The sequence below is a fragment of the uncultured Bradyrhizobium sp. genome, assembly GCF_936928535.1.
In the GTDB taxonomy this organism is placed as follows: Bacteria; Pseudomonadota; Alphaproteobacteria; order Rhizobiales; family Xanthobacteraceae; genus Bradyrhizobium.
This window is the reverse complement of record NZ_CAKZHY010000143.1, coordinates 18584-43361: the sequence shown is the minus strand read 5'-3', so window position 1 is coordinate 43361 and position 24778 is coordinate 18584. Positions and strand designations below refer to the sequence as shown.

Genomic DNA, 24778 nt, shown 5'->3' with positions numbered 1-24778 from the left:
CTTCTTCGCACATCTAATCTAACGTCGAACCGAGGGTGCCGGCTTAGCGCTTACAGATCTTCGTGTAACCGAGCTGGTAAAACGCATTCCAGCGCGCTCGGGACGAATCTCAACATTAGCCCGGGCGGACACTTGGTGAGGGCTGAAACGACCCTATGATGTAACAAAGCGCTGCCCTCACTCAGGCTATGTGCGTGCCAAGTGCCACCTTCGGCGGATGTCAGGTCCTGGCCCGAAAGCGAAGTGCCCGTGCACGGTGCTAACGTGGCTCATGGCTGCACAGCGGACCGACGTTGCTCCGCCCGAGACTTCTCAGTCTTACCCAAAGCGACCTCTCGCTCGTCTAACATCGAAGGCACACCGGTATCCGGCCACGCTTGATCCCGCAGTTGGGTCATCTGCGGAAAGCTTTACCCTCAGAGCATGATCAATGTGCGAGCGTGACAGAGCGTTGCCGCATGACTAACTCAGCCGGGCGTCATTCCCTTCGCCTTGATGATGGCGATTGCTTCCGGCGACTTAAGGTACGCGAGTAGCGCCTTTGCCGCATCTCCTTGCTTCGTGTCAGTGGCGGCCGCACCCGTGAACACGACCTCCTGCTGTAGGTCCGCAGGGAACGGGCCGACCACGTCGAGCCCGGGAGCGGTGAGCACATTGAGCAGGAACACGCCTAATTCTGCTTCGCCCTTCGCAACAGCGGCAACGATCTCGGCTGGCGCCGCTTTTGCCTGAAGCTTGCCTTTGATCCCCTCGCTGACGCCAAGCCGCTCGAATGCTTTCATCACTTGCGCACCGGCGGCGCTTGCCGGCAGCGTCGCAATGGACTGCGCTTTGATCAGCGCCGCCTTGAACGCATCTGGCGTACCGATGTCGGGTTTGGGTGCGCCAGCTCGCACCGCAACGCCGAGGCCGACGCGTGCGATATTGGCCGTCGCCCCCGCCGCAAACTTTGCACGTGCTGTCGCGTCTTGCATGACCTCGACCGGCACGATGCCAATGTCAAATGAGTTTCCGGACGTTGCCTCCTTGATCAGGTTCGGCGTTGTGCCGAAGAAGATGTCCAACTTGTGCCCGGAGGCCTGCTCGAATTTCGGCTTCACCTCGGCCCATACGGCGGTCATCGCACCCCCCGCAAGAACGCGTAACTCGGCTGCCTGTCCGTTCTCGACTAGAAATGTGACAAAGACTGACGCGAGGAATGTCGCGCGCGCAAAACTCAACGCTGTCATGATGTGTTCCCCACACTGGTTCACGCAGCTTAGCAGTTCGGCTGCTCAGCGCCATGTTTACTTGCCTGCAAGCGAATTGCCCGGGGGTCAGGAAATGGCCCATCTGCGAAGTTGCAGCGCGTCTAACGGAGGTCAGCTCATCGTGGCAGAGCGGACCAGATTTGCTCAAGCTGAGTTCTTCGCATTTTGACCCATCAGCGACATTGACGATCCCAAACATATTTCGTCAGATTGGCCTCTGAATTACTCCAGATGTCGAGTTTCGACAGTTACACTGCCGCAAATCTTATTTCGGGGGCTAGAATGCGGCGACGTGAATTTGTTGGCCTTGTAGGTGGTGTGGCGGCATGGCCGCTGGCAGCGGGCGCACAGCAATCGGATCGAATGCGGCGTCTTGGGTGGCTGGATTGGGCGCCCGCCGATGATCCAGCGGCGCAAGCGCGTGCAAAGGTGGTTCAACAGGACCTGGCAAACCTGGGTTGGGTCGTCGGTCGCAACCTTCAGATCGATTACCGATGGGGCGCAATCAACGACGATGCAGCTCAGCGCTTCGGCGCGGATCTTTTGAGTTCGAACCCAGACGTCATACTGTCCGGCGCTACGCCAGCGACCAAGGCGTTGCAGTCGGCGACCCAGACGGTGCCGATCGTGTTTGTATTGATTGCAGAACCGGTCGGTCAGGGGTTCGTTCAGAACCTGGCTCACCCCGGCGGCAATATGACTGGATTTTCCACGCTGGAGCCGAGCATCGGAGCGAAGTGGTTGCAGCTGCTGGTTGAGGCTGCGCCCAACGTCAAGCGCGTGGCTTTCGTGTTCAGCCCCAAAGTCAGTCCCTATGCGAAAGACTACTATGAAGCGATCAAGCGAGAGGCCGAACGGGCTTCTGTCGGAACCGAATTGATAGCCGCGAATGAATCCGCCGAGATAGAGCCGATCCTGGCGCGCCTTGGCCCCGATGCGGGTGTAATCTTCAATTCCGACAGTTTCGTACTGAGAAATCTGAGGCTCGCCATCGATTTGTCGGCGAAGTATCGGGTGCCCGCAATGTACGGCACGGCGGGCATGGGCAACGCCGGAGGACTGATCGCCTACAGTCTCGACTTGCTCGACCACTACCGGCAGGCCGCCCCTTACATTGACCGAATTCTCAGGGGCGAGAAACCCGCCAATCTCCCGGTCCAGCAACCGACAAAATTCCAGCTCGTCATCAACCTCAAGACAGCCCAGACACTCGGCATTTCCTTTCCGCTCACCCTTCAGGCGGCGGCCGACGAGGTGATCGAATGAGGCGACCACTTCCGGTTTTGGCCCATCGCTGCCGCATCCCACGGGCCGAGGCTAAGTCGGCCGTTGGAGGTAGAACGGACCTAACTAACCCGGGCCAATCCGTCGCGATTGACCCTGAACAGACATCAGCCCGTTGGCTAGCCTCAATTCCGAGATGCTCACCTCTTCCATAACGGGTTCCGCCCGATAAGATGGCCCTGTTCACGCTGGGGGCGGAATGTCGAGATTGACAAAAGCGAGCGGCAAGAAGGGCGCCGCGAAGGCCGGCAAGGCGCGATCCGCGAAGGGGCGCGCCACCAGCAAGGATCGCCTTCGGACCGTCGTTAAAGGATCGCAAACTTCGTCGAGCTCGAATGATCTCCTTAGGGAGCTGAACGAAGCTCGCGAGTGGCAAGCGGCGACGGCCGATATCCTGCGTGCAATCAGTCAATCCCCGACCCACGTCGAACCCGTATTCGAAGCCATCGTTCAGTCCGCGGTGCGTCTGACGCGATGTGATCTCGCGTTCTTCCTTCGCTGTGACGGCGCAACGTACTTGCCGATGGCGAGAGCAACTCCAGAAGGTCTGCAGAATGACGCAAGGCCTTCGCAAGCGATTGATCCCAGCGCCAACTTCCCGTCGCGAGCAATTGTCGGGAAGAAGACGCTTCATTTCCCGGATTGGTCGTTGGTCGATCTCCCGCCCCATGAGTCTTGGGTCCGTGAGACCTATGGTATTGTGTCGTCGTTATACTTGCCGTTGATGCGTGGTGAGGAGTGCATCGGCCTCCTGGTGCTGGCGGGCAAGCGCACCAATATCTTTGGGCATCGCGAAGTCGCATTGGCCGAATCGTTCCGCGACCAAGCCGTCATCGCCATCCAAAACACACGGCTGTTCGAAGAGGTCCAGGCCAAGACGCGCGACCTCGTGGAATCTCTAGAGCATCAGACCGCGACCTCGGAGGTGCTTCAGGTAATCGGCAGCTCGATGGCCGACTCGCAGCCAGTGTTCGAGCGAATTCTCGATAGTATGCACCGGCTGTTCGATTGGAAGGACTCTGCTATTTTTCTCGCTCCCGACGACGGGCTGTTGCACCTGGCGGCCCGGCGCGGCGACGGAAATGAAGCGCTTGACCAGGTTTACCCGCGGCCAATCGGCGAGACCTCGGCGCCGGTCGTGATCGGGCAACGCGAGCAGATCTACTATCCCGACGTGATGAACGGTGCGAACGTGCCGGAGAGCTTGCGCCGTGCCGGACGAGCGACCGAAAATTTCTCGGTTGTTCTGACTCCGATGCTGTGGGACGGCCAGGGCGTAGGGCTCATCGGGGTCTCCCGCGAGCCGAATGCGGCGTTCCATGAAAAAGAGCTGAGCATGCTTCGGACTTTCGCCGATCAGGCGGTGATCGCGATCCAGAACGCGCGGCTTTTCAATGAGGTGCAGACCAAGAGTCGTGACCTAGAGGAAGCGCTACGATACCAGACTGGTAGCGCCAACATCCTCAACGTGATTGCCTCGTCGCCGACCGATGTTGAACCGGTGCTGAAGGCCATCGTCGAAAGCGCCTGCGAGCTTTGCGAGGCACACGATGCCGTTGTCCTGCTGAAGGACGGGGACGAGTTGTGCTTCAGTGCGCACCATGGCCCGATCCCGATCAAGACGGACAGATGGCCAATCGGCCGGGGTTGGGCCTCCGGCCGGGCCGTCGTTGATCGGGCAACCGTGCATGTGCACGACATCTATGCCGAGGATGACTTCACCGACGGTCGCGAACTGTCGCGACGTGCGGGTTCGACCGCGGTCAGGAGCATTCTGGCCGCACCTCTGCTCCGAGAGGGCGAAAGCATCGGGGCTATCTTGCTCCGTCGCCAGGAAGTGCGTCCTTTCAACGACAAGCAAATCTCCATGCTGCAGACTTTCGCCGACCAGGCGGTGATCGCGATCGAGAATGCGCGGCTGTTCGACGAGGTGCAACAGCGCACGCGGGACCTTTCAAGGTCGCTCGACGAGCTCCGCACCGCGCAGGACCGACTGGTCCAAACCGAGAAGCTCGCCTCGCTCGGCCAGCTCACCGCAGGCATCGCTCACGAAATCAAGAATCCACTCAATTTCGTCAACAATTTCTCGGCGCTGTCGATCGAGTTGCTCGACGAATTGGATGAGACGTTGAGTCCAGCTCCGCTCGATCAGACAATGCGCGGTAACGTCGGCGAGCTGACGGCGATACTCAAATCCAATCTCGAAAGGGTCGTGCAGCACGGCAAGCGCGCCGACTCTATAGTCAAGAACATGCTGCAGCACTCGCGCGAGGGCTCGGGCGAACGGCGACTTGCCGATATCAACGTCCTGGTGGGGGAAAGCCTCCACCTTGCCTATCACGGCGCCCGGGCCGAAAAGCCCGACTTTGCCATTACGCTCAGGCACGACCTCGATCCCGACGCGGGCGCGCTTGAACTATACCCGCAGGAGATTACCCGAGCGCTGCTCAACCTCATCTCCAACGGGTTCTATGCGGCGACCAGGCGTAAGGCCGAGAACGACGACGGAGCCTTCGAGCCGGTGCTCAGCGCGGCCACAAGAAACCGCGGCGACACGGTTGAAATCCGCATTCACGACAACGGGGCTGGCATCCCGCCTGACGTGAAGGAAAAGATGTTCAATCCCTTCTTCACGACCAAGCCGACCGGAGAAGGGACCGGACTCGGCCTTTCAATGACCCATGACATCATCGTCAAGCAACATGGCGGCCGGATCGATGTCGAGACTGAACCAGGCGCATTCACCGAGTTCATTATCACCCTGCCGCGCGGTTAGGTGTACTGCCGCTGGAACAGAGCTGGAATGACCGCTTCTGGCCCATCTGCGAAGTTGCAGCGCGTCTGGCGGAGGTCCGCTCAAAGCGGCAGAGCGGACCAGATTTGCTCACCTGAGTTCTTCATTTTGACCCAGAGCGGTCATCGACAAGGTACGAACATATTTTCACTTAGACCGTCCCGCACGTCTTCCAGATGTCGAGCTTGAACAGTTAGACTGCCCTATTGGAATGCTCGGGGGGGGGGCAATGCAGCGACGTGAATTCATGGCGCTTGTTGGGGGCGCGACAGCTACTTGGCCACTTGGAGCACTTGCCCAAAAGGCTCCGGTCCGCCTCGGATTTCTCTTCGCCGGTACCGCGAACTCCGACTACGTGCGGCGACTCTTGGCGGGCTTGACCCAGGGTCTCACTGAAAATGGCATGACCGAGGGCCGTGATTATCTGCTCGAAACACGCTTTGCTGACTCTTATGATCACTTTCCGGCGCTGGCTCGCGAGCTGCAGCAAGCCAAGGTGCGAATCATCATCCCCTCAACGATTGCGGCGGTTCGCGCGGCGCAGCAGCTTTCTCCGCCCATCCCTGTCGTAATGGCCGCGATCAACGATCCGGTCGGAACTGGTCTGATTGCGAGTCTTGCGCATCCTGGCGGGCTAACCACGGGGACGGCTACTTTAAACCAGGATGTGACCCCCAAACTCTTGGAATTCCTAGGCGCAATTGTCCCGCGCGCCACTACGCTGGCAGCCCTCTACAATCCTGCAAATCCGTCGAGCGTGAGCTTCTTGCCTAGTCTGCGAAGGGAAGCTGACATCCGTGGAGTTTCCTTGGTAGAGCTCGCGTTTAAGTCGGTCGCAGACTTTGCGAGCACTCTTCCGACGCTCGTGGTGACGCGGCGTCCCGATGCGTTGCAGTTGGTTGCCGATTCTTTTGTCCTCGATCAGGCAGATCGCATCGCCGCACTCGCATCGGCGCAACGCTTACCGACGCTAGCCTCCGTGGCGGAAGTCGCATATGGGGGCGCTCTCTTGGCCTACGGCCTTTCTGTGACTGAGGTCTTTCATCGGTCGGCTTATTACGTTAAGCGGATTCTTGATGGCGCGAACCCTGCTGACCTGCCCGTCGAACAGCCGACGCGCATCGGGCTCGTAATCAACCTGAAGACTGCGAAAGCACTCGGCATAACCATTCTCCCGACCGTGCTCGCCCGCGCCGACGAGGTAATCGAATAGCAATTCTTTTTGCTGCGGTGCATGAGTCCGGAATTGGCCCGTGGCTGACCTCAATCCAGAGCGCGGCGATGTCCGCTTCTGAGTGATGACCCGACCAAGGGATGCTGGCTGACAAGGGGCACCCTTGCCCCTTCGGCGACCTCGCTACCATTGCGGATCTCCGCTTGGCGTCAAAAGGGCCAAGGTCCATCCCTTAGACCCTTATGACGGGCGCAAGTAGCGGGCGCTCGTGCAACATCGTTCCTCCCGTTTGGACAATCAGGGTAGCCGCAAGAACTCAGCCACCTGCCGCCTTACGCAACCCGTACCGTTCTCAAGAACTGGTCGACCTCCTGCTGAAGATGGCGACTCTCCTGCGAGAGTGACTGCGCCGCGGACAGCACACTGCCCGATGCCGCTCCTGTTCGGCTGGCGCCGGTCTCGACATCGACGATGTTCGTACTTACAACTGAGGTACCGCGCGAGGCTTCCTGTATATTGCGCGAGATTTCTTGCGTAGCTGCACCTTGCTCTTCAACCGCGGCCGCAATGGTAGAGGAGATTTCCGAGAGGCGCTCAATCGTGGTGCTGATGTCCGCGCGGCATCTGCGCAGAAGCCATCGAACTGCGACGCCTCGCAATCAGCTCGCTGCTGGCGACGCACCGCGTGCACCTAAGAGTCTATCGGATGAACAACAGGCGCTGATGGAGCGGAACTCTGCCTTGCTTGCACGCGAACTCAATGTGACCGAACAGAGGTGACCAAGACAATCGATTCCGGAAGGCGGCCGCACGACCCGGCGGACCCACCACACCATCGTAGTCGACAGCTTGCTGCCCGCGCGAGATCGGATAGGCTGAGGCACGAAGAACAAAAAAGGTGAGGCTTTAGCATGGATGGAAATGACGCGGATCTGCCGCTGTCGGGGGTGACCGTTGTCTCCCTCGAACAGGCGATAGCGGCCCCTCTCGCCAGCCGGCATCTCGCGGACTGGGGAGCGCGCGTCATCAAGATCGAGCGACCGGGTCAGGGAGATTTCTGCCGGGACTACGACCATGTGATGAATGGCATGTCGAGCCAGTTCGTCTGGACCAACAGGTCCAAGGAAAGTCTCGCGATCGACATCAAGAGCCCGCAAGGCAAGGAGGTTCTCGACGCCTTGCTTCCGAGGGCGGATGTCTTTGTACAGAACCTCGCGCCAGGCGCTGCAGAGCGGTTGGGGCTGGACTCAGCATCGCTGCTGCGGAGGTTTCCACGCATTATCGCGTGTGACGTTTCAGGCTATGGGTTCGGTGGTCCCTACAGCGACAAGAAGGCCTACGACCTTTTGGTTCAGTGCGAGGCCGGCGTACTCGCCGTAAACGGTACAGAAGCTGAACCTGCAAAGGTCGGCCTGTCCGTCGTGGACATCGCAACCGGCATGTACATTCTCAACGGAGTTCTGATGGCTCTGTATCGGCGCGAGAAGACCGGCAAGGGCACCGCTTTCCAGGCGTCGTTGTTCGATTCGATCGCTGATTGGATGAGCTATCCGGCCTACTACACGCACAGCACAGGAACACCGCTTCCCAGAACAGGGGCAAAGCACGCGACTATCGCGCCGTATGGCCCCTTCGGGGTCGGGGACGGTAAGACGATCTTCTTCGGAATTCAGAACGACAGGGAATGGAAGGCTCTGTGTGCCCTGGTCCTAGGAGATCCGGGCTTCGCAAACCATCCGCTTTACCGTACCAATCCGCTCCGCATGCGGAACCGGGACGCACTGCAGCGACACATCGAGGAAAGTTTTGCTTCCAAGACAAGCGAAGAGGTGTTGCGGTTGCTCGATGAGGCTTCGATCGCCAACGCAAGAATGAATTCCGTCGAATCCTTCCTGCAGCACGAACAGCTTCAGAAACGCGGTCGGGTACGAACAGTGGACACTCCGTGCGGTCCAGTGATGAGCTTCCTGCCTGCTCTCACGATTTCCGGCCTCTCACCTCGGATGGATCCCATACCGGCGGTCGGACAGCACAACCGATCCATTCTCGCCGAACTTGGCCTTGAGGAAAAGACGTGACGAATCACGATCAGCGTCCGACCCGGGCGTATTTGGCCGTTCCCGCTCATCGTTCCGAGATGGTCGCTAAAGCAGCCGCCTCGGCTGCTGATGCGGTCTTCATGGATCTTGAGGACGCCGTCCCGCCGTCCGAAAAGAACGCGGCGTTGGACGAGGCCGTCCGTTCCTTGTCGTCTCTCGAATGGGGCAAGAAGCTCGTCGCGGTGCGCCTAAACGGGGTCGATAGCCCGTTCATCGAGCGCGAAATCCGCGCGTTGGGGGCACTTCCCAGACTAGATTCAGTGATCGTGCCAAAGGCGGAGTGGGCGAGCGACATCGGCGGGATAGCAGATCGATTGCGAGCTGCGGCCCCGGATCGCGTGAAGCCCATGGAGCTGGAATTGCTGATCGAGACGGCGCTGGGATTGGTCAATGTTGACCTGCTCGCTGCTTCTCACGCAAGCGTGGTGGCTCTTCATCTCGGCGTTGGGGATTTCGCGGCCTCGATCGGAGCGCGATCCTCGGAGATCGGAGCCTCGCCCGACGGTTATCGCCACGTGGGATCCGCTCAGAGCGGCTATCCAAGTGTGCCGTTAGATCTGTTCGCTTACCCCATGATGCGCGTGCTGGTGGCGGCGCGGGCGTTCGGGCTCCGTGCCATCGATGGTCCGTGCGGCGCGTTTCGCGATGCCAAAATGACCGCAAGCAGCGCACTCAAGGCGGCCGCGATGGGCTTCGACGGAAAGCAGGTGATTCATCCTAGCCAAATCGAACCGACGCTACAGGCCTTCCGGCCTTCCGATGACGAGCTAACGCGCGCCCGGAGGATCGTCGAGGCGATGGAAGAAGCCGAGGCGCGCGGATCGGGGGCGGTTACCCTCGACGGGAAGATGATCGATTACGCCAATGTCCGAATGGCGGGCCGGATCATCAAAATGGGGTCCTAGGAGGGATATTTGCTGTGGCCCGAGGCGCTGCTTGACGATTTCCTGACCGTCCGCCCGCGCGAGGTGGGATTCGCGTATTGAAAGTTATGGAAGCAATTTCCCATAACGATGTTCAACAGTCCGATTCGCGTATGCGTTGTTATGGAACCCACCCTCGCTAAAAGGCAATGAGAGCCTGAGCGAAAGCGATGCGCTGCCTACCCACCAGCGGAGACTCGGAGGATGATACCAAACGGGCAAGCGTTTGCAGCTCTACGGGGCGTATGATTACGGACCCCATACTCCTGAGCGAATGATGACATATATCAATCCGCTCGTCGCGTGCTCCCTGAGATGTCGTCGCACATAGAACAATGCTCTGCTGATTGGGGGACGCCAACGCGTACATGGACATCTGGTAGAACCAATCAGCCGGATATCCCTTCTGCCAAATGTCGCGGTACTTCGCGTCGAGAAACCCAATCAAACTTCCTCCCTTGAACAGAGCGAAGTCAGGCCGAGGCCGCGGTAGAGGCCGCGCCTTTGGATTTCCATGAGCCGCATAAGCGAAAACGTCTTTAGTGACATACTCATCCCGAATAGACTCGCTGAAGAGGTTTTCGCCCAGAAATCGTGACAGTAGTCGTTGAAAGAAACGGTTCATGTCGAAAAGAAAACCGGAAATCGAATGGGGAGGTGCATCTGCATCAAATGACGTGCCGTGCATTTCCAGAATCAGCCGGATTAGACGCAAGGCAGGCATACTCGTTGCGGTAAGACGCGTCAGCCCGCGCTCAACCTCATCAAGATCCCTTTGCTGCAGGCCCGGTCGTGCATCCACCTCAAGGAACGTGTCGATCAACCTCCTAACGCGCAGATATAATTCGCGGTCTACTGTCATGCTTCCAGCAAGCTCGAGCCCCGACCGAAGCACTTGATTCAGCTTCCAATTGGAATGACGATGAAAATGCCAGCAGGGCAACGCTCCATCGACGATACCGCCGCGGGACGCTATTCTTCCAACCAGGATACGTCCCTTAGGGCTTGTCAGCCTCTCTGAAACGGGAAAGTACCGCCGCGCCAGGCCTGAGCGCGATAACTCCTCAATTTCTGCTACGAGCAGGGCAATCAGAATATCGCGGAATCCCAACTTTGCGGTGGGGGCGTCTGCATATCCGAGCACTCGTAGGTCGCGCAGTCCATAAGCGTACTGAAGAAGCGTTGCGAGGGGGGTACCTGATATCTTGGGATTGATCGTGATCCGAAGTGGCCCTACAGCTACGTGCCCAACGAACGATGTAGTCGTTATTTCGAGCCCTCTGTATCCTTCTCGAATGTCGACGCAGCTTCGAAGCACATTTGCTTCTCTTTGAGCGTCTGGATTGCTCCTGAATGTTGTGCCCAAGAGTTGAGGGCACGAGGCCGGATCACGAGAAGCCCATTCGGTCATCACGATAGGCTCAATATTGGTGCTAGGATCAGGACGGTTCAGCATCGTCTGCTTCGTCGGAAGTCAATTCAACCGCATCTTCCCCATAGGTATTCTGATCGCCTTTCTGAACCAGAGTAAGCGTCATCTCCTCATAAGTAAGAGCCTGAACTAGACTATCCTCATTTTTCGGATCGAACATTTCGTCCCGAATACGCCCGCCTTTAACATCGACAAGGCCTGGGCCCAGTATCTCACTCAATGTACCAAAGTCATCGTAACAATACTCCTCGACGAGAGGGATGATGTCCTCCCGAAGCACACGCGCGAACTCCGCTACCGATTCGATCGGGTGGCCTAGCAAATAGGCGTGACCGATCTGAAGATTTCGTGCATCTCGCTTCAGGTGTCTGCGTAACCTTGAATTGAGCGCGTCAAGCCAAGCGCCAAGAGGAAGATCGCCTGCCGCTCGTTTGTCGAGAAGGGAGCTGTCAGGCATCAGCTCAACAAATCCAAAGCGCCTTCTCAAAGCTATGTCGAGTAATGAAATCGACCGATCCGCTGTATTCATAGTGCCGACAATGAAAACGTTCGACGGAACGCGGAAACTTGCACCGCTCGCAAGCGTGACGGGCTTGCCTCGCTTGTCATGTTCGAGCAGTGTTATCAACTCGCCAAAGATTCTAGGCACGTCCCCCCGATTTATCTCGTCAACGATGAGAAAGAAGTGCTTGTCGCCGGCTTTTTCAGCCTCGGCACACAGTTGCTTGAAAATTCCCGCATGTCGTTCAAAGACCATTTGACCAGCAACAGCGTTCGGACGATATCCTTCAATGAAATCTTCATAGCTGTAGCCAGGATGGAAGGTGCACGTTCTCACCAAGCCTTGTGGACCAGAAATTTGCCCCCGTTCTGCTTCCGAGAGCAGAGAGTAAGGCTTACGGAGTGATTGCCGCGCAGCGAGATCACTTGCTACTCGATTCGCAAGATAAGTTTTTCCCGTGCCCGGCGGACCGTAGAGCAAAACTTGCCCCTTCCGGCGCAAGATGCCGTCTATCCTTGCCGCGAACGAATCTAGCTCAGGCAGCGGGGTAATACTGCCGGTCGTCCGAGTGCGGGTCTCGGGGACCCGAGATGAGCTAACCCCGCCGTCAAACAGTCTACGTTCAAGTGCGAGCAGGTTCTCGCCGTTCTTACCCAACTCGTAAACCGTGGTGCGCGGCCCCTCAAACTGAGGCAGTTGCCAGGAATCAAGCAGTAGCCACTTAACCGGTCGTTTATGGGGGAATCGGAGACCACCCTCATATTCATAGGGCCCAACAATCTGTCCTATACCGAGAACCGTCTGACCTTCGCAGGCGAGGATGAGATCATTTTCGGCCGCGTCACGCGCAAATTTTACGATCTCGCCCGCTTTCCGAGAAGCTACCCCAGAATTTGTATAAGCAGGAATCAGCCACTCCGTTATACGATCTTTGAGAGTGACCTTTTCTTCTCCAATATAATTGGAAAGATCTGGGACCGTATCTGGCCAGCCAATAGAAACATAATTACCGTCACGCATTGGAGACCACTGGCTATCACCCGAACTTCCCTCGGTTGTGCCAATTCGCCAATACCGATGAAACCCTCCCGTTCTTCTATTCAATGCTGAGGTCAGCACGCTAACCGGGACGCCCAGGCGGCGAGCAATTGATACGAATCGACCGGCACAGAGAAATCTTGGTGCTCCCGCGTCAAGTATGCCGGCTTGGTCCGGCGGCATCTGGAGTAACTTGTAGAGATGAAAGCGCTGGTAACGTGGACTGTGATAGTCATCTAGCTTGTCGGGATTCGCCAAGAACCAATATTTATGCGCCCATCCATCGCGGGATAGGTCCGGTGCGGCGGCCTCCATCTGCTCTTGCAACAGATTGTAGACTTCATCGGAGTGGTCGTTCGAAGCCAGAGAGCTCAAAACCTTATATCCGGCGATCAATTCGTCACGTTGGCGCCGCGCTATTTGGATCGCTTCTTCCAGACCGATGACCTTCGGGCTTGTCCCCTTGCCTCCAATCCAGGCTCCATCCGTTGGCCTCTGATACACACCAAATTTTAGCGCGGCCCCTCCGCCAATGCCGCCAAATGCGTTGGTTACAAACGCTTCGTCATTCTTGAATTCTAACCAATAGCTCAGGCAGCGCGCGTCGCTGTCCCGACGACCGTGCATCGACAGCAACAACGCCTCGCCGTCTAGACCGCGAAGCACGTCCGGACCAAATCGCTCGCTGAAAGTGCGGACGTATTGGTCGTGCTGTTCATTCGTGACTATCTCACCCGATGCCTGGCCCCGATCTACAATTTCCTGAAGATCCGTAAGAAGCCGATCGTTTACCTGTTGTCCATTCATTGGATTTTCTAACGCTCCCATAACAACAACAAGTTGTGACAGAGTCGAAACCAGGCTGTCCACCTCACCGGTTCAAAGCGGCGTGTAAGAACGCCCACTACTTTCGACCTAGGTCGCACCGGAGAACGAACGTTATGGAAGAGGTCGGCCAGAGACGTACCTCGCGGAGCTAGCCGTCCATCACTACAACCGCGGTATTGCTCAGGGAAACGTACATCGAAAGCTCCTGAAGGCCGGATTGTTTGGAGCTTCTCAGGCTCTCAAGGGAACACCACGTTACGGCGTTCAGGATGAGGAATATAAATATCTCGACGCCGTCGTGCGGATGCCTGCAGGGCGGCTATTTTTTTACGACCTCAAGCTCATTTTGTTTGGGCTCATCAGAGTGGCCGAGGGAAAAGGCCTGTGATGCACACGCGGTTTCCAATGCACATAATGACCTTTGATATTGAGGATTGGTATCACCTCCTCCAACACGAAGAGACCGCCAATGAGGGCCAATGGTCCCGCTGCGAGCCCCGCATCGAGCGAAACACCCAAAGAATCTTAGAGTGTCTCGACGAAGCGCACGTGAAGGCCACGTTCTTTTGCCTCGGGTGGGTTGCACGGAATCACCCCCTCATCATCAAGGCGATCCACGCCGCGGGCCATGAAATTGGGTCGCATTCAGACAAGCACCAACTGGTGAACCAACAGACCCAAACCCAATTCCGAGAAGATCTGCTTCGCTCGATACGATCGCTTGAGGATCTCACCGGCCAAAAAATACGAGCCTACCGAGCACCGGGCTTCTCAATCACGCGTCATAGTATCTGGGCGTTTTCCGTACTCGCGGAGAATGGCATCGAATGGGACTCGTCGATATTCGCTGCGCGCCACTCTCACGGAGGACTGCCGACATTCGCGTCCAATGTGCCCACGATTATTGAGCATGAGAGCGTCAGGATAAAAGAATTTCCTGTTGTTCCGGGACGTCTGCTCTTGGGCCAAATCAGTTTCTCGGGAGGGGGCTATTTCCGTATATTGCCCTATCCCGTTGTTCAACGCCTGATGCGCCGCTCTGACTACGTGAAGGCGTATTTTCATCCCAGGAACTTTGACCCCGACCAACCATTGGTTCCGCGGCTTTCCCCTCAACGCATCTTGAAATCGTATGCTGGGCTCCGTTCCTCGCTAAGGAAGTTCAAAGCGCTTCTCAAGGAGTTTAGTTTCGTCAGCATTGGCCAACAAGATGATCGATTGGGCAAATCAACCGACGTTCGCGCCGAATCAACACGACCTCCAATCACTTAATGTAGAAGGAGATCCCCGTGCAGCCTAGCCGGCTGGTTGCCCACGCTATCGCGCGCCTCGAACGCAGTGCGCGCGAGAAAGTATTTCGTCACATCGGATGGGACATCGTGCGCCCAGCGTATGTGCAATTCGTACTTACCGAGCGCTGCAACTACAAATGCGAATACTGTTCGCATTGGCGCATGGAACAATATGCGGACGAGATATCGCTCGCTGATTGGAAAGCGGCAATTGCTGACCTCAAGAAACTCGCTAATCCCCTGGCGATCGACTTCACTGGCGGAGAACCGACTATCTATCCTGAATTCTCGAAGTCGTCGAATTTTGCCGGGCCCAGGGTGTCGACTGGTTCATGACCACCAACGGATCGGGCCTGACACGAGATAAATTCGTACAGCGTCTCGTAGCCACACGGCCGGTCAAGATTGATATCTCGGTAGATAGCTCGTCTGATGAAGTTCACGACACGGCTCGCGGAGTTCCGGGCTCGCTTAGACGAATCGAGCACGGACTACGCATGCTTCTCGCCGAGCAAACTCGAACGGGTTTAAGGTTTCCCATACGCATCAAAGTAACCGTGCACCGACTGAACGCCGGCAAGTTGGTGCCGATCGTGAATTGGGCCAAGCAAGCGGGTGCTACGGCTGTGGACTTCAATCCCGTAGGCGGACTTTGGCGCAAAGAGCAAATCGAGAGATTGGCAATTCGAGATCCTCACGATATCGGGGTCCTGCAGAGCGAAGTTCAGGAGCTTATTAGGCTTAAGGATCAGGGGCAGCCGATAGAGACAAGTAGCAAGAGCCTTTTGAGCATGGTCGAGCACTTTTCGGGTACGATCAGCTACGGCGCAGCTCCCTGTCGAGATCCCACTCGCAATTATATCGTTAATCCTCGAGGAGACGTAAGAGGATGTGGCTGCGCACCTCCATTCGGAAATGTCCGCGAGAAAACCGCAAAACAAATATGGCAAGGGAAAGCCGCAAGGGCCGCTTGCGTCAAGTCGCTCGCGTGTTCGCTCCAGGTCGCGGTATCAAGTGGAAAGAGTTCGTGTATGGCGCACAAGTCTTTCAAAGACGACGTTCGTCGTGCAATGCTGCTCATTGGATTCAGGAGCAAGCGTGTTCAGTAGCTCCTTCTATTACCAGCAACTAAAATGGCAGCTTTTGCCGGTTTTTCGGAAGCGGCGCCTGGAGCGATTTTTGCGCATAATGCGCCCTCCGCACGGGTCAAAAATCCTGGATGTAGGTGGATTACCCTCGTTGACGGCGTCGCAGGATTTTGGGATGGTTACACCGATCGATACGACATTTCACTTCTCAACCTTCCACGAGCCTTTGAAAGGTTTAGTGCAGTTGAACTAGCTCCGTTTCGGATCATCGAAGCTGATGCATGCGAATGCCATCTCCCTGCGGGAACGTTCGATATTGCTTTTAGCAACGCCCTTATTGAGCACGTGGGAAATGCAAGGCGTCAAAAATTGTTAGCGGACTTCATTCGCTCTTCGAGCAATGGCTTCTGGGTCCAAACACCGTCTCCTTTCTTCCCCATCGAAGCACACTGCGACATGCCTTTCTGGTGGTTCACTTCGTTAGACCGGCGTCGACGAATCATTTCCAAGTGGAACCGTGAGAGCCGGAAATTTCTAGCGAAGCAGATGGCGTCAACCAGACCGATCTGGCCCGGACAACTACGCCGGCTTTTTCCTGATTCCGAGATTCTAAGAGAACATTTTGTGGGACTACCGAAATCGCAGATAGCGTATCGAAAACTCCCAATCTGACTTGTGTAACTCTCTCAAGCACCGAATATTCCGGCGCATCGGTGCCGTCTTGTATTTATCTATTTATCGGCTGGTCTCCAGCTATCACTGTCCTCTACGCGTTCGTTGAACACGCGCTTCAAGACCAGGCAGGGAACTCGCAAATCAGATGTTATGGAAGAAGTCGGCCGCTGACCGCTGTCACGCAGCAGAGCATCAAACCTAGATCGAGGAAAGCTCCTCGTCGGCCGATCAGCTGGCCTGTGCGGAGACCTGTGGCGAGCTGTCGGTTCCTGCTGTGATGTCATTTAAAAACGCCTCCAAGAGCACAGCGCCGGTCTCCTGAATCAGCGCAGCTGCGCGCCCCAGCTCCGCCTTCGCGTGCGCTTGCTGATCATCACTTTCCGATCGTAACAATAAACTAGCCCGGACAATGCGGGCAGAACATTCCGCGACGCGCGCGTGCCGTTCCGTCGCTACCGCAATGGCCTGTTCAACTGTAGAAAGAGCGGCCGCACTTTCGCCGCTCAATCTGTAGGCATTTGCTAAATCTGCCAGAATCCTTGGCTCGTTTTCTAGACCTGCTTGTCGCGACCTCGCGAAGTCCAATGCGTCCGACAGATCGTTAATTGCAGGCGTGAACCTTCCAGCGACGATGTGAGCAAGTCCCCGGCATGCTTGAGCATAGACTCGCAGATAGGGGTTGCCACTTTTTAGAGCGATCGAGAAGGCTCGGTCGGCATGTTGCTGAGCCAACACGACATCTTTCCGGACCCACGCAACGTCGACGTAAGCCATGCTCGGCATCACATGATGAATTTGATCGACCTGCGCGCTGTCGAGATGGAGTACTCGCTCAAGAAATGGACGGGCTTCATCTAATCGATTGAGCACCACCAATATCCTGCCACGCAAAGCGGCGAGCCAAATCTCGATATCGAAGCCCAGGGTTTGACGATCGAATTTTATGATTTCATGGGCGCGGTCCATCGCCTCCGAATTCATTTGAAGCGCCTCTGGCAAATTCCCGGACAGCCACAAAGCATGGCATAGGACAGCCTTAAGCGTTATCTGAACGCTCGGATCGTTGGCCTCGTCGGCCACCGCCTTGGCTTCTCGAATTATTTTCACATATTCGTCCGCAGAGCCGCCGCTGGCCAAAATTCGGCCGTAGGCTGCGTGGATCAAGGCATTAGATCTCATATCCTTTAAGGATCTTGCCAATTCCTTCGCCTCGTCAAAGAAAACAGCGGCATCTGCCGCCGACATCCCTTCGCGCCAACCGAAGTTGACGATCTGACCAGAAGCCGCCATCTTCAAGAAATCGATTTGCGGGGATCTCGACTGATCCAACAGGAGCTCTCTAACTTTTTTCCAGCTTCTTAGTGCTTGACTCGGATCGTGCGTTCCGACCCAAAAGGCGGCACGCATATTCTGCTGCGCGGCCTTGACCTTCTCTCCGGCCTGTTCGAGGTGATATGCCAAAAGAGACGCCCGTTCGTCCGCTTGCTCCTTGAACAAGCGTTCGATCGCATGAGCGACGTCGGCATGAAGCTTGCGCCGACGTTCTAGTAGCACCGAGCGATAGGCGACTTCCTGTATCAGAGGATGGCGAAATGATAGAAGCCGACGCTCGAATGGAGGGACATCATAGAGCACCTCGGCCTGCCTCAATTGCTGAATTGAATCGGACAACGCCTGACCGCTCAATCCGGAAACAAGGTCCTCCAAAATCGAAATAGAGACTTCGCGACCGACGACGGAAGCCATCTCCAGCACCTGTTTTGCTGCGTCCGAAAGTCGATCGATCCTGGCCCCGACAACCGCTTGAACCGTCGTCGGCAGCGGAACCGAGTCAATGCCTCCTTTCAGCCTGTATGCTCCTTTTTCACCTTCAAAATCTCCACGGTCGACAAGCGTGTTGATTAGCTCTTCGAGAAAAAACGGATTGCCTTGCGCCCGCTCGATGATATTCCTGCCAAGCAGAGCAAGCGAGGGATCCGGCCCGAAGTGCTCTAGCACCAAAGACGTCGCTTCATTCTTGGGCAATGGAAGCATGTTGACTTGTCGATAGTGCGATCTTTGGGTCAACGCCGAAGCAAAACCAGGTCGGAAGTTAACTACCAGAAGCGTCGTGGTACCGTAGACGGCATCTGCCAAAGCTTCGACGAACTCTAGACTTGCCGCGTCGATCCAATGCAAATCCTCGATGATGACTACGTTTGCAGCCTCTTGCGGACCTGAACGCGGCAGCGCTCGCACAAAATCCAGCAAAAGCGCTTTGCGCGTCTTAGGGTCCAGCGTGGACTTTGTTTGCGACGGATCGGCGAGCCCCAAAAACTCGAGTATAACGGCCGAGAACGGCTCCGATACCGAAAGAGCGGTCAGCCTCTCAAGAACGCGCTGTCGAGACGCTTCTGCTGTCTCCTTGACCCGGACGCCAAAGTAATCACGCAGAAGTTCTAGCACGGGCTGAAATGGCGTTTCCTTGCCATGATCCAATACCCGCGCCTCAAAGACCCGAATGCCTCTCGCGCGACAGTTTTCGGCAAACTCAAAACATAACCTGCTCTTGCCAATACCGGCCTCACCGACAACGCCGATGACGTTGCCTTCGCTCCGGATGGTATTCTCAAGCTCAAGCATGAGCTTGGAAAGCTGATCAGCCCTACCAGTAAGCGTGCTCAATCGCCTTCCCTCGCGGAAGACTCCGCTCGCCGGCGCATGTTGTAGGCCGACGATCTTGTATATGTCGATCGGCGTTGCGATGCCGCGGATAGTTTGGACTCCCAGCGATTCGACTTCGATAAATTGTTTGGCCGCAGCGTATGTATCTTTCGATATCAAGATCTCGCCGGGGCCGGCCAATTGTTCCAAACGGTTCGCGAGATGAACATTCGAGCCGGCCGCGTCGTATGTTTGATAAAGTCCGTGCTCTATCGCCTGAACAACAACTTCTCCGGTGTGAACGCCAACGCGGATTTGCAGATCAGGATCACCGCAGCGCTTGATTCCGTCCTGCATTGCCAACGCCGCGAGACAACCTCGGATTGGGTGATCTTCATGAGGCTGGGGAGCACCAAAAAGCGCCATTACCCCATCGCCTTGTGATTTGTTGACGACGCCGTCGTAGCGGGCAACGGCCTTGTTCATAAGCTCCAGGATGGGTTGCAGGCGCTTCATGCCCAACTCGGGATCACCCAAACTGTCTATCAATGCTGTTGAGTTACGGATATCCGCGAACAAAACTGTAAGACGCTTGCGCTCTCCCCCCTTCGCATGGAGAGATCGGAGAACCTGCTGCCAAGAACGATTGGCTTCTCCTAAAACGGAATGAGCCAATGCGGTGCCGCATTGTCCGCAATACCGACTGATTGATCCGTTGAGGTAGCCACAGGCCCTGCACTCATTACCGAGAGCTGTACCGCAACCTTCACAATACTCGTTCGATATTCTGTTCTGAAAACCGCAACGCCAACATTTCATAGATGGCCCCTTAGATGCCGGGCGCGACACCTGAAATATAACCTCAAGTCCGAAAGAGTTCTACCACTGCGCACGAGGACGCGTTCTTACCACTTGTCGCCAGTGAATGAGCGAAGGCCTGCTCGCTCGCCAGAACGTCTGCAATCCGACCTTGTCTGCGATTGTAGCGCCTACGAAATCCGTCTACGTAGTTCCCGCTTCCTAATCAAGTGACGTAGGAACGAGGCAGAAGTGGAGCGGATTTGGCGTTCGGCCGTCTAGATATTCGGCTGATCAGGACCGCTTTCTCCCGTGTCCTTCGCCGTCGGGTCGGGCTCATTCACACCTTGTGGAATTTCCTGACGACAGACGAGAGTGATGCTGGCGGGATAGGCATGAGCGGGGCGCGCCGCCGGACTGGGATCAATATCAGCCCGATAGTCGATGCCGTTTGGTAGGGTCCCGTGCACATCAGGCTGGACGTGAAAGCAGACTTGAGTGCAATTCGCATCCGCCACGAAATCTCGCAAAGCATCGCGAATAACGACTGCAACCGTCGACGGCTGCCCCTGTGGGTCATCTTGCGCAGTATTGGGAAGCAGATGTTTTAAGAAATAGAACCAGCGTCCTTTCAAACCATCGGGCCAAATTTTCAATCGATACGCTATGCGCCGCAAGTGTCGGGGAGCATGGAAGAAATGAGCATCTGTGCCGCTGATGAAATTTCGTAAGTTCTGCAGCGGCTGACCGCAGAACCGGGCATCGAGCTTCGCGATTACATTATTATCACCGCCGCTCGGAATCAGAGATCCCATCTTTTTCTCCTTCAAGTTTTACCAAACAAATTCGATATTCTTTCGCATTGGTTCAGAGGACCTGGAAGCGGTGAAGTTAGTGCGGCCTTGCGACGAGCCCAGTCGGAGCACAGGCAGTCGGCTATGACAGACAATGCTCCACCCAGTTCAGATACAGCTGTCTCGATTTGCTCTAATGCGGATTTGATATCTAGAGCGAGGCCGCACGATGAAATGACGTCTTGACCCTGGCCTACTGCCCAACGGTCGGCGGCGCAATCACAGCTTAGATTGCTTGTGGCTGTCAACCGTGGTCCTGGAGCAAGATGGTGACCGATCTCGTGGAGAGTCGCAAACAGCAGCCCGTCCTTGCCCAAGCGTCTGTTGAACGCGAGCCCCCCAAACAAAGCAACAAACTTCTGCGATCCAATACAAAACGCCTGCGCATTGAAGGAGGTACTGGCCTCATAGACCAATGCCTCAACCTCCGGAAACGCCTTTCGGCTGGTCTGGAAAAGTTGGTCCAAGAACGAGCGACGTTCGCTAGAACGATCTTGTTCTCTGGTAGCAAGCGCCAGGGATCCAAGAAGCATTGGTCAAACCCTCGCAATGATTAAATTGGTGCCCCAATCGCGGAGGTTTTGCAATTCCAAATTTACGACTTTCGTGCAGCTGGAGGCGCCCCCACCGCACATCGCAACCGGCCATCCGGGCTGAAGCGCTGTGGACGATGGCATGGGTTCGCAGATGAGATGTTATGGAAGAAGTCGGCCATCGGACGATGGCGGCCCAAGCGTTTTCTTTCATGGCTATCCGCTCGCCGCGAACAGCTCCCACTTTCCCGGCAGTCCTTTGAGTTCGTAAGAACCGCGCTCAGCAAATCTAAGCCCGGCCCCGGCGACGAGGTCGGTTACGACACGCGACACCAGAACTTCATCGGATCCGCAATGCGACATCACGCGCGCGGCGGCATGAACGGCGACGCCGCCGATGTCCGCGCCCCTGATCTCGATCTCGCCGGTATGTAGACCGGCCCGCAGCGGCAGCCCGATCTGCTTCGCGGCGGAGCCGAACGCGAGTGCGCAACGCACCGCCCGGCCGGGGCCGTCGAAAGTTGCCAATACGCCATCTCCGGTGCTTTTGACGAGATTGCCGCGATGCCTGCCGATCACCTGCTGCGCAAGCCGGTCGTGATCATCGAGCATCCGGCGCCAGCGCTGGTCGCCCATCGCAGCCGCGCTACGGGTGGAGTCGACGATGTCGGTGAACAACACGGTCGCAAGCACGCGCTCCAGCTCCGCCGAGCCGTGATCGCGGTAGCCGGTGACGAATTCCTCGATTTCGCCGTGTAGAGCTTCGGTGTCACCCAACCAGAAGTAATGATCTCCGGTCGGATATTCTATCAATTTCGCGCCCGGGATTGCCGCCGCAAGCTTCCGTCCGAGCTCGACTGGAACCTGGATATCGGCTCGGCTGTGCAGCACAAGCGTCGGTACCCGCAATGTCGGCAGAACTGCCGTCACATCAATCTTGCGATTGAGATGCATGATGGTACGCAAGGCGCCGGGGCTGCTCCCCAACCGCTCGAACTTGGCGAACTGCTCCACCGCGCCGGGCTTGCGCGCTTCGCTCGGCGCGACTGTCTTGATCGTGTCGCCGCTGCCCCAATTCTTCACGACCTGCTCGACGCGGGATCGCCATTCGTCATCGGGCAATCGATCCGCGGCGCGGCCAAAGCCACCGATCAGGATGAGATGAGACACGCGCTCCGGATAGGTCGCCGTGAACAGCACGCTCATGCAGCTACCCTCCGAGAAACCGATCAGGGCCGCACGTTTTGATCCAATCGCGTCCATGATGGCGCGCACGTCGTCCATGCGCTCCTCCATCGTGGCTGCCCCGGAAATCCGGTCCGACAGGCCCTGGCCCCTCTTGTCAAAAGTCGTCACCCGCGCGTAGGAGGCCAGTCGCCGCAGGAAGGCTGTGAAACCGGTCATCTCGTGCTGGAATTCGATGTGAGAGAACAGGCCGGGGACCAGAATCATGTCGATTGGCCCGTTCCCCATAACCTGATAGGCGATGCTCACATCGCCACTTTGAGCGTAACGTGTCTCAGGCAGCTGAAAGTCACTCATCGGGCAAACCCACCGCCGATCTATTGTCGCCGCCGGGACAGCCGGGATCAACCCCGGATCACTGCCCGTTTTTGCTGGGACCTCCGTTTACAGCAGAGCTCAGTTTCGGTTCAGCGCATGACCGCTTCGGCTAATGACCTGACCTGATGGCTTGCCGAAGCGCTCAGCTCTACCTTCGACATGGGGAGTCAACCCCCAAGCCAGCTCGCCTCGGTGACGAAGCAACTTTCGCTAACGCCATTCGTGGGGTCGGAAATAAATGCTCGAATTAGCCGCAGCTAAGCGAGTCCATTTACTGCGGATGGAGGGCATGTACCTGAAACTGCACGATTTTCTCTAACCGATCTATACTGACGCGGCTGCAAAAGCTGAAAAATCCTCATTGAACGGGAAAAAAATCCGTGAATGAGAGTAGGGCCGGTCCTCTGCGCGTTAGATGCCCTGAGAAATCAACCACCCCCCCATCCCACGCGCCCCACCAGCGATTAGCCCTAGCTGGCAGCAAGGGATAATTTCTCGCGCGCAACCAGACCGTTCGGCCAGCTTGATCTACTTGCCAGACATTTCGGCTAACCGGCTCTAGAGCGCACTCGCACCAGAGCGGGTTAGCCCTAGCTGCCAGCTAGGGCTAAAGTGGTTTGAGCAACTTACGCCAGCTCACGCAAGCCGCCGAGATGGATGCTCCGGGCGACCAGTGGCAGAGGACCACAATCGCGAGGGCTTGTATTTAATTCCTCAATTTTGCGTATGAACCAGGGACACCGGTCACCCGGGGGGCGCGCTAGACTTCCGCCTTCCCCCTGGTCAGCAATCATGGGCCTGCCCGGTTGGCAATCGGAGCTGCCCAGCCGTTCGCGCATGTTATGCAGTGCGCACTTGCGCGGCGCCTGACACGCGGTCGTGTTGCGATGGAGGAGCGAGTCATGGTCGACGACCCCCGAAATCCGACTTGGACGGCTTTGCTGCGACCCAGAGCTCCCTTCGAAGAGCCTCTTCGGGACTATCCGCTTGCGCAAACCTCCTATTGTTTTGATCTGTGTTCTTCGTGGTGCTCACCATTTTCACAGATTTGGACCCTATCGGGCGGTGCGCTGTCGTACCGCGCTTAAACCAAGTCCGCCACTCAGGCGAGACGATCTCGATCAGGTTCGAGAGATGCTTGCGACCCTGCACTGGTCGTTCGGTGATCCTGACGTGACCGAGGCGGCGTGCTTCGTGGAGCGTCGTCTGCACCGTCGTCCGACAGACGCCGGCCAGCGCCGCGATCTGATCAATCGGCAAGTCGCACACGCCGTGATGCTTTATTTCACCTGCAATAATACAGAGAACGGCTCGCTGGCCTTCCGTGTAGTGATGACGCATCGTATCAGGCAGGGCGCTAGAGCCGCCGAGCCGTCTGCGACGATCGCGCGAGGCCTTGCGATTTGGTGATCGTTGCCGCTGCCGGGGAAGGAAGCGCTTGGCGGTCAGGGGTGCAGACGTCGCGGGCAGCGCATCCGAACGCCGAGCCGGCGCCGTAGGAGCTGCGCCCTGTTCAAACGCCTGCGCATCAGCGTCGCGCCAGGTACGAGACTTCATCCGCTGGACGCTTGCGGCTAGCTCCGCCGAGACGGCAAGACGCGCGTTCATCGTCGCTCACCTTCACCGAACACAGCGACAGCCCAGAAAGCGTCTCCGGGCAGCGAGAACTCACCTAACGGTCGGTCCTCTGCATCGAAGGCCGCATACCGCTTCAAGGCGATTCGCGTGTAGCGCCCCAGGCGCTGCCGACCGAAATAGACGGAATGATTCAGCGGCTCGAATTCTGGTTTGGGGATCGCGCCGGAAACGCTTTGAACATCAATGCCGGCTTGCTGCCCCAAATTATCAGCTAAGCTATTGGAACTGTTAGAATGGCGCTCTCCCCTAGGGAGCGCCATTTTCACCATGTTGTACGGTGGAATTCCCGTTCGGGCGCGCCGGTTTCCGATGAGACCTGGTTGATTTCACACCCCCACTGGTCGTTGACTTGCCACACTGAATCCCGAAG

General features: G+C 57.0%; 18 protein-coding genes and 1 pseudogene. 9 read left to right on the top strand and 10 right to left on the bottom strand.

The genetic code is table 11. The annotated features are described in order from the left end of the window. Positions 1 to 467 precede the first annotated feature (467 nt). Entirely contained in the window at positions 468 to 1229 is a 762-nt protein-coding gene (locus Q0687_RS28160; RefSeq protein WP_298884407.1) for a substrate-binding domain-containing protein, read from the bottom strand. Positions 1230 to 1481: 252 nt separating this feature from the next. On the opposite strand from Q0687_RS28160, the gene Q0687_RS28155 reads away from it, so the two are divergent. The 3 genes from Q0687_RS28155 to Q0687_RS28145 all read left to right on the top strand — a co-directional run bounded on the left by Q0687_RS28155 (position 1482) and on the right by Q0687_RS28145 (position 6541). Continuing rightward, complete coding sequence (locus Q0687_RS28155; RefSeq protein ID WP_298884405.1) at positions 1482 to 2516, top strand: ABC transporter substrate-binding protein; 1035 nt, start codon at positions 1482 to 1484, stop codon at positions 2514 to 2516. 217 nt (positions 2517 to 2733) lie between these two features. Then, positions 2734 to 5310, top strand: a complete 2577-nt coding sequence (locus Q0687_RS28150; RefSeq protein ID WP_298884403.1) for a GAF domain-containing protein — start codon at positions 2734 to 2736, stop codon at positions 5308 to 5310. 247 nt (positions 5311 to 5557) lie between these two features. Further along, positions 5558 to 6541, top strand: a complete 984-nt coding sequence (locus tag Q0687_RS28145) for an ABC transporter substrate-binding protein (protein WP_298884401.1) — start codon at positions 5558 to 5560, stop codon at positions 6539 to 6541. 293 nt (positions 6542 to 6834) lie between these two features. Here the strand turns inward: Q0687_RS28145 and Q0687_RS28140 are convergent. After that, positions 6835 to 7116, bottom strand: a pseudogene (locus Q0687_RS28140) (chemotaxis protein); the annotation flags it as partial. Between the two features lie 297 nt (positions 7117 to 7413). On the opposite strand from Q0687_RS28140, the gene Q0687_RS28135 reads away from it, so the two are divergent. Together Q0687_RS28135 and Q0687_RS28130 are read left to right on the top strand one after the other, a co-directional pair. Next, the gene (locus tag Q0687_RS28135) at positions 7414 to 8580 is read left to right on the top strand and encodes a CaiB/BaiF CoA-transferase family protein (protein ID WP_298884399.1); all 1167 of its coding nucleotides are present in this window, start codon (positions 7414 to 7416) and stop codon (positions 8578 to 8580) included. After that, positions 8577 to 9506 (top strand): CoA ester lyase, encoded by a 930-nt coding sequence (locus Q0687_RS28130; RefSeq protein ID WP_298884397.1) that lies wholly within the window; start codon positions 8577 to 8579, stop codon positions 9504 to 9506. The genes Q0687_RS28135 and Q0687_RS28130 overlap by 4 nt, the downstream gene beginning before the upstream one ends. A 157-nt stretch (positions 9507 to 9663) precedes the next feature. On the opposite strand, the gene Q0687_RS28125 is transcribed toward Q0687_RS28130, so the two are convergent. Continuing rightward, positions 9664 to 10935 (bottom strand): hypothetical protein, encoded by a 1272-nt coding sequence (locus Q0687_RS28125; protein WP_298884409.1) that lies wholly within the window; start codon positions 10933 to 10935, stop codon positions 9664 to 9666. A gap of 28 nt (positions 10936 to 10963) precedes the next feature. Then, positions 10964 to 13303, bottom strand: coding sequence for an AAA family ATPase (locus Q0687_RS28120; RefSeq protein ID WP_298884395.1), 2340 nt, complete (start codon positions 13301 to 13303; stop codon positions 10964 to 10966). Between the two features lie 435 nt (positions 13304 to 13738). Here Q0687_RS28120 and Q0687_RS28115 point away from each other — a divergent pair, with 435 nt between their 5' ends. Genes Q0687_RS28115 through Q0687_RS28105 form a run of 4 tightly spaced genes read left to right on the top strand, consistent with a single transcriptional unit; the run spans position 13739 to position 16376 of the window. Continuing rightward, on the top strand, positions 13739 to 14596 hold the full coding sequence (locus Q0687_RS28115; RefSeq protein ID WP_298884394.1) for a polysaccharide deacetylase family protein: 858 nt from the start codon (positions 13739 to 13741) through the stop codon (positions 14594 to 14596). A gap of 17 nt (positions 14597 to 14613) precedes the next feature. After that, complete coding sequence (locus Q0687_RS28110) at positions 14614 to 14952, top strand: radical SAM protein (protein WP_298884392.1); 339 nt, start codon at positions 14614 to 14616, stop codon at positions 14950 to 14952. Then, entirely contained in the window at positions 14949 to 15725 is a 777-nt protein-coding gene (locus tag Q0687_RS35890) for a radical SAM protein (RefSeq protein WP_363324005.1), read from the top strand. The genes Q0687_RS28110 and Q0687_RS35890 overlap by 4 nt, the downstream gene beginning before the upstream one ends. 24 nt (positions 15726 to 15749) lie before the next feature. Next, positions 15750 to 16376: a class I SAM-dependent methyltransferase gene (locus Q0687_RS28105; protein WP_298884391.1), complete on the top strand. Its 627-nt coding sequence runs from the start codon at positions 15750 to 15752 to the stop codon at positions 16374 to 16376. A 231-nt stretch (positions 16377 to 16607) separates the two neighbouring features. Here Q0687_RS28105 and Q0687_RS28100 read toward each other — a convergent pair whose 3' ends face one another. The 6 genes from Q0687_RS28100 to Q0687_RS28075 form a co-directional block, all read right to left on the bottom strand. After that, positions 16608 to 19841, bottom strand: coding sequence for an adenylate/guanylate cyclase domain-containing protein (locus Q0687_RS28100; RefSeq protein WP_363324004.1), 3234 nt, complete (start codon positions 19839 to 19841; stop codon positions 16608 to 16610). Positions 19842 to 20098: 257 nt separating this feature from the next. Continuing rightward, a complete protein-coding gene (locus tag Q0687_RS28095) occupies positions 20099 to 20635 on the bottom strand; it encodes a hypothetical protein (RefSeq protein ID WP_298884387.1) in 537 nt (178 codons plus the stop codon). 11 nt (positions 20636 to 20646) lie between these two features. Continuing rightward, entirely contained in the window at positions 20647 to 21207 is a 561-nt protein-coding gene (locus Q0687_RS28090) for a hypothetical protein (RefSeq protein ID WP_298884384.1), read from the bottom strand. Between the two features lie 216 nt (positions 21208 to 21423). Continuing rightward, a complete protein-coding gene (locus Q0687_RS28085; RefSeq protein WP_298884381.1) occupies positions 21424 to 22701 on the bottom strand; it encodes an adenylate/guanylate cyclase domain-containing protein in 1278 nt (425 codons plus the stop codon). A 969-nt stretch (positions 22702 to 23670) separates the two neighbouring features. Further along, positions 23671 to 24378: a hypothetical protein gene (locus Q0687_RS28080; protein ID WP_298884379.1), complete on the bottom strand. Its 708-nt coding sequence runs from the start codon at positions 24376 to 24378 to the stop codon at positions 23671 to 23673. Beyond that, positions 24375 to 24677, bottom strand: a complete 303-nt coding sequence (locus Q0687_RS28075) for a hypothetical protein (RefSeq protein WP_298884376.1) — start codon at positions 24675 to 24677, stop codon at positions 24375 to 24377. The genes Q0687_RS28080 and Q0687_RS28075 overlap by 4 nt, the downstream gene beginning before the upstream one ends. Positions 24678 to 24778: the final 101 nt, after the last annotated feature.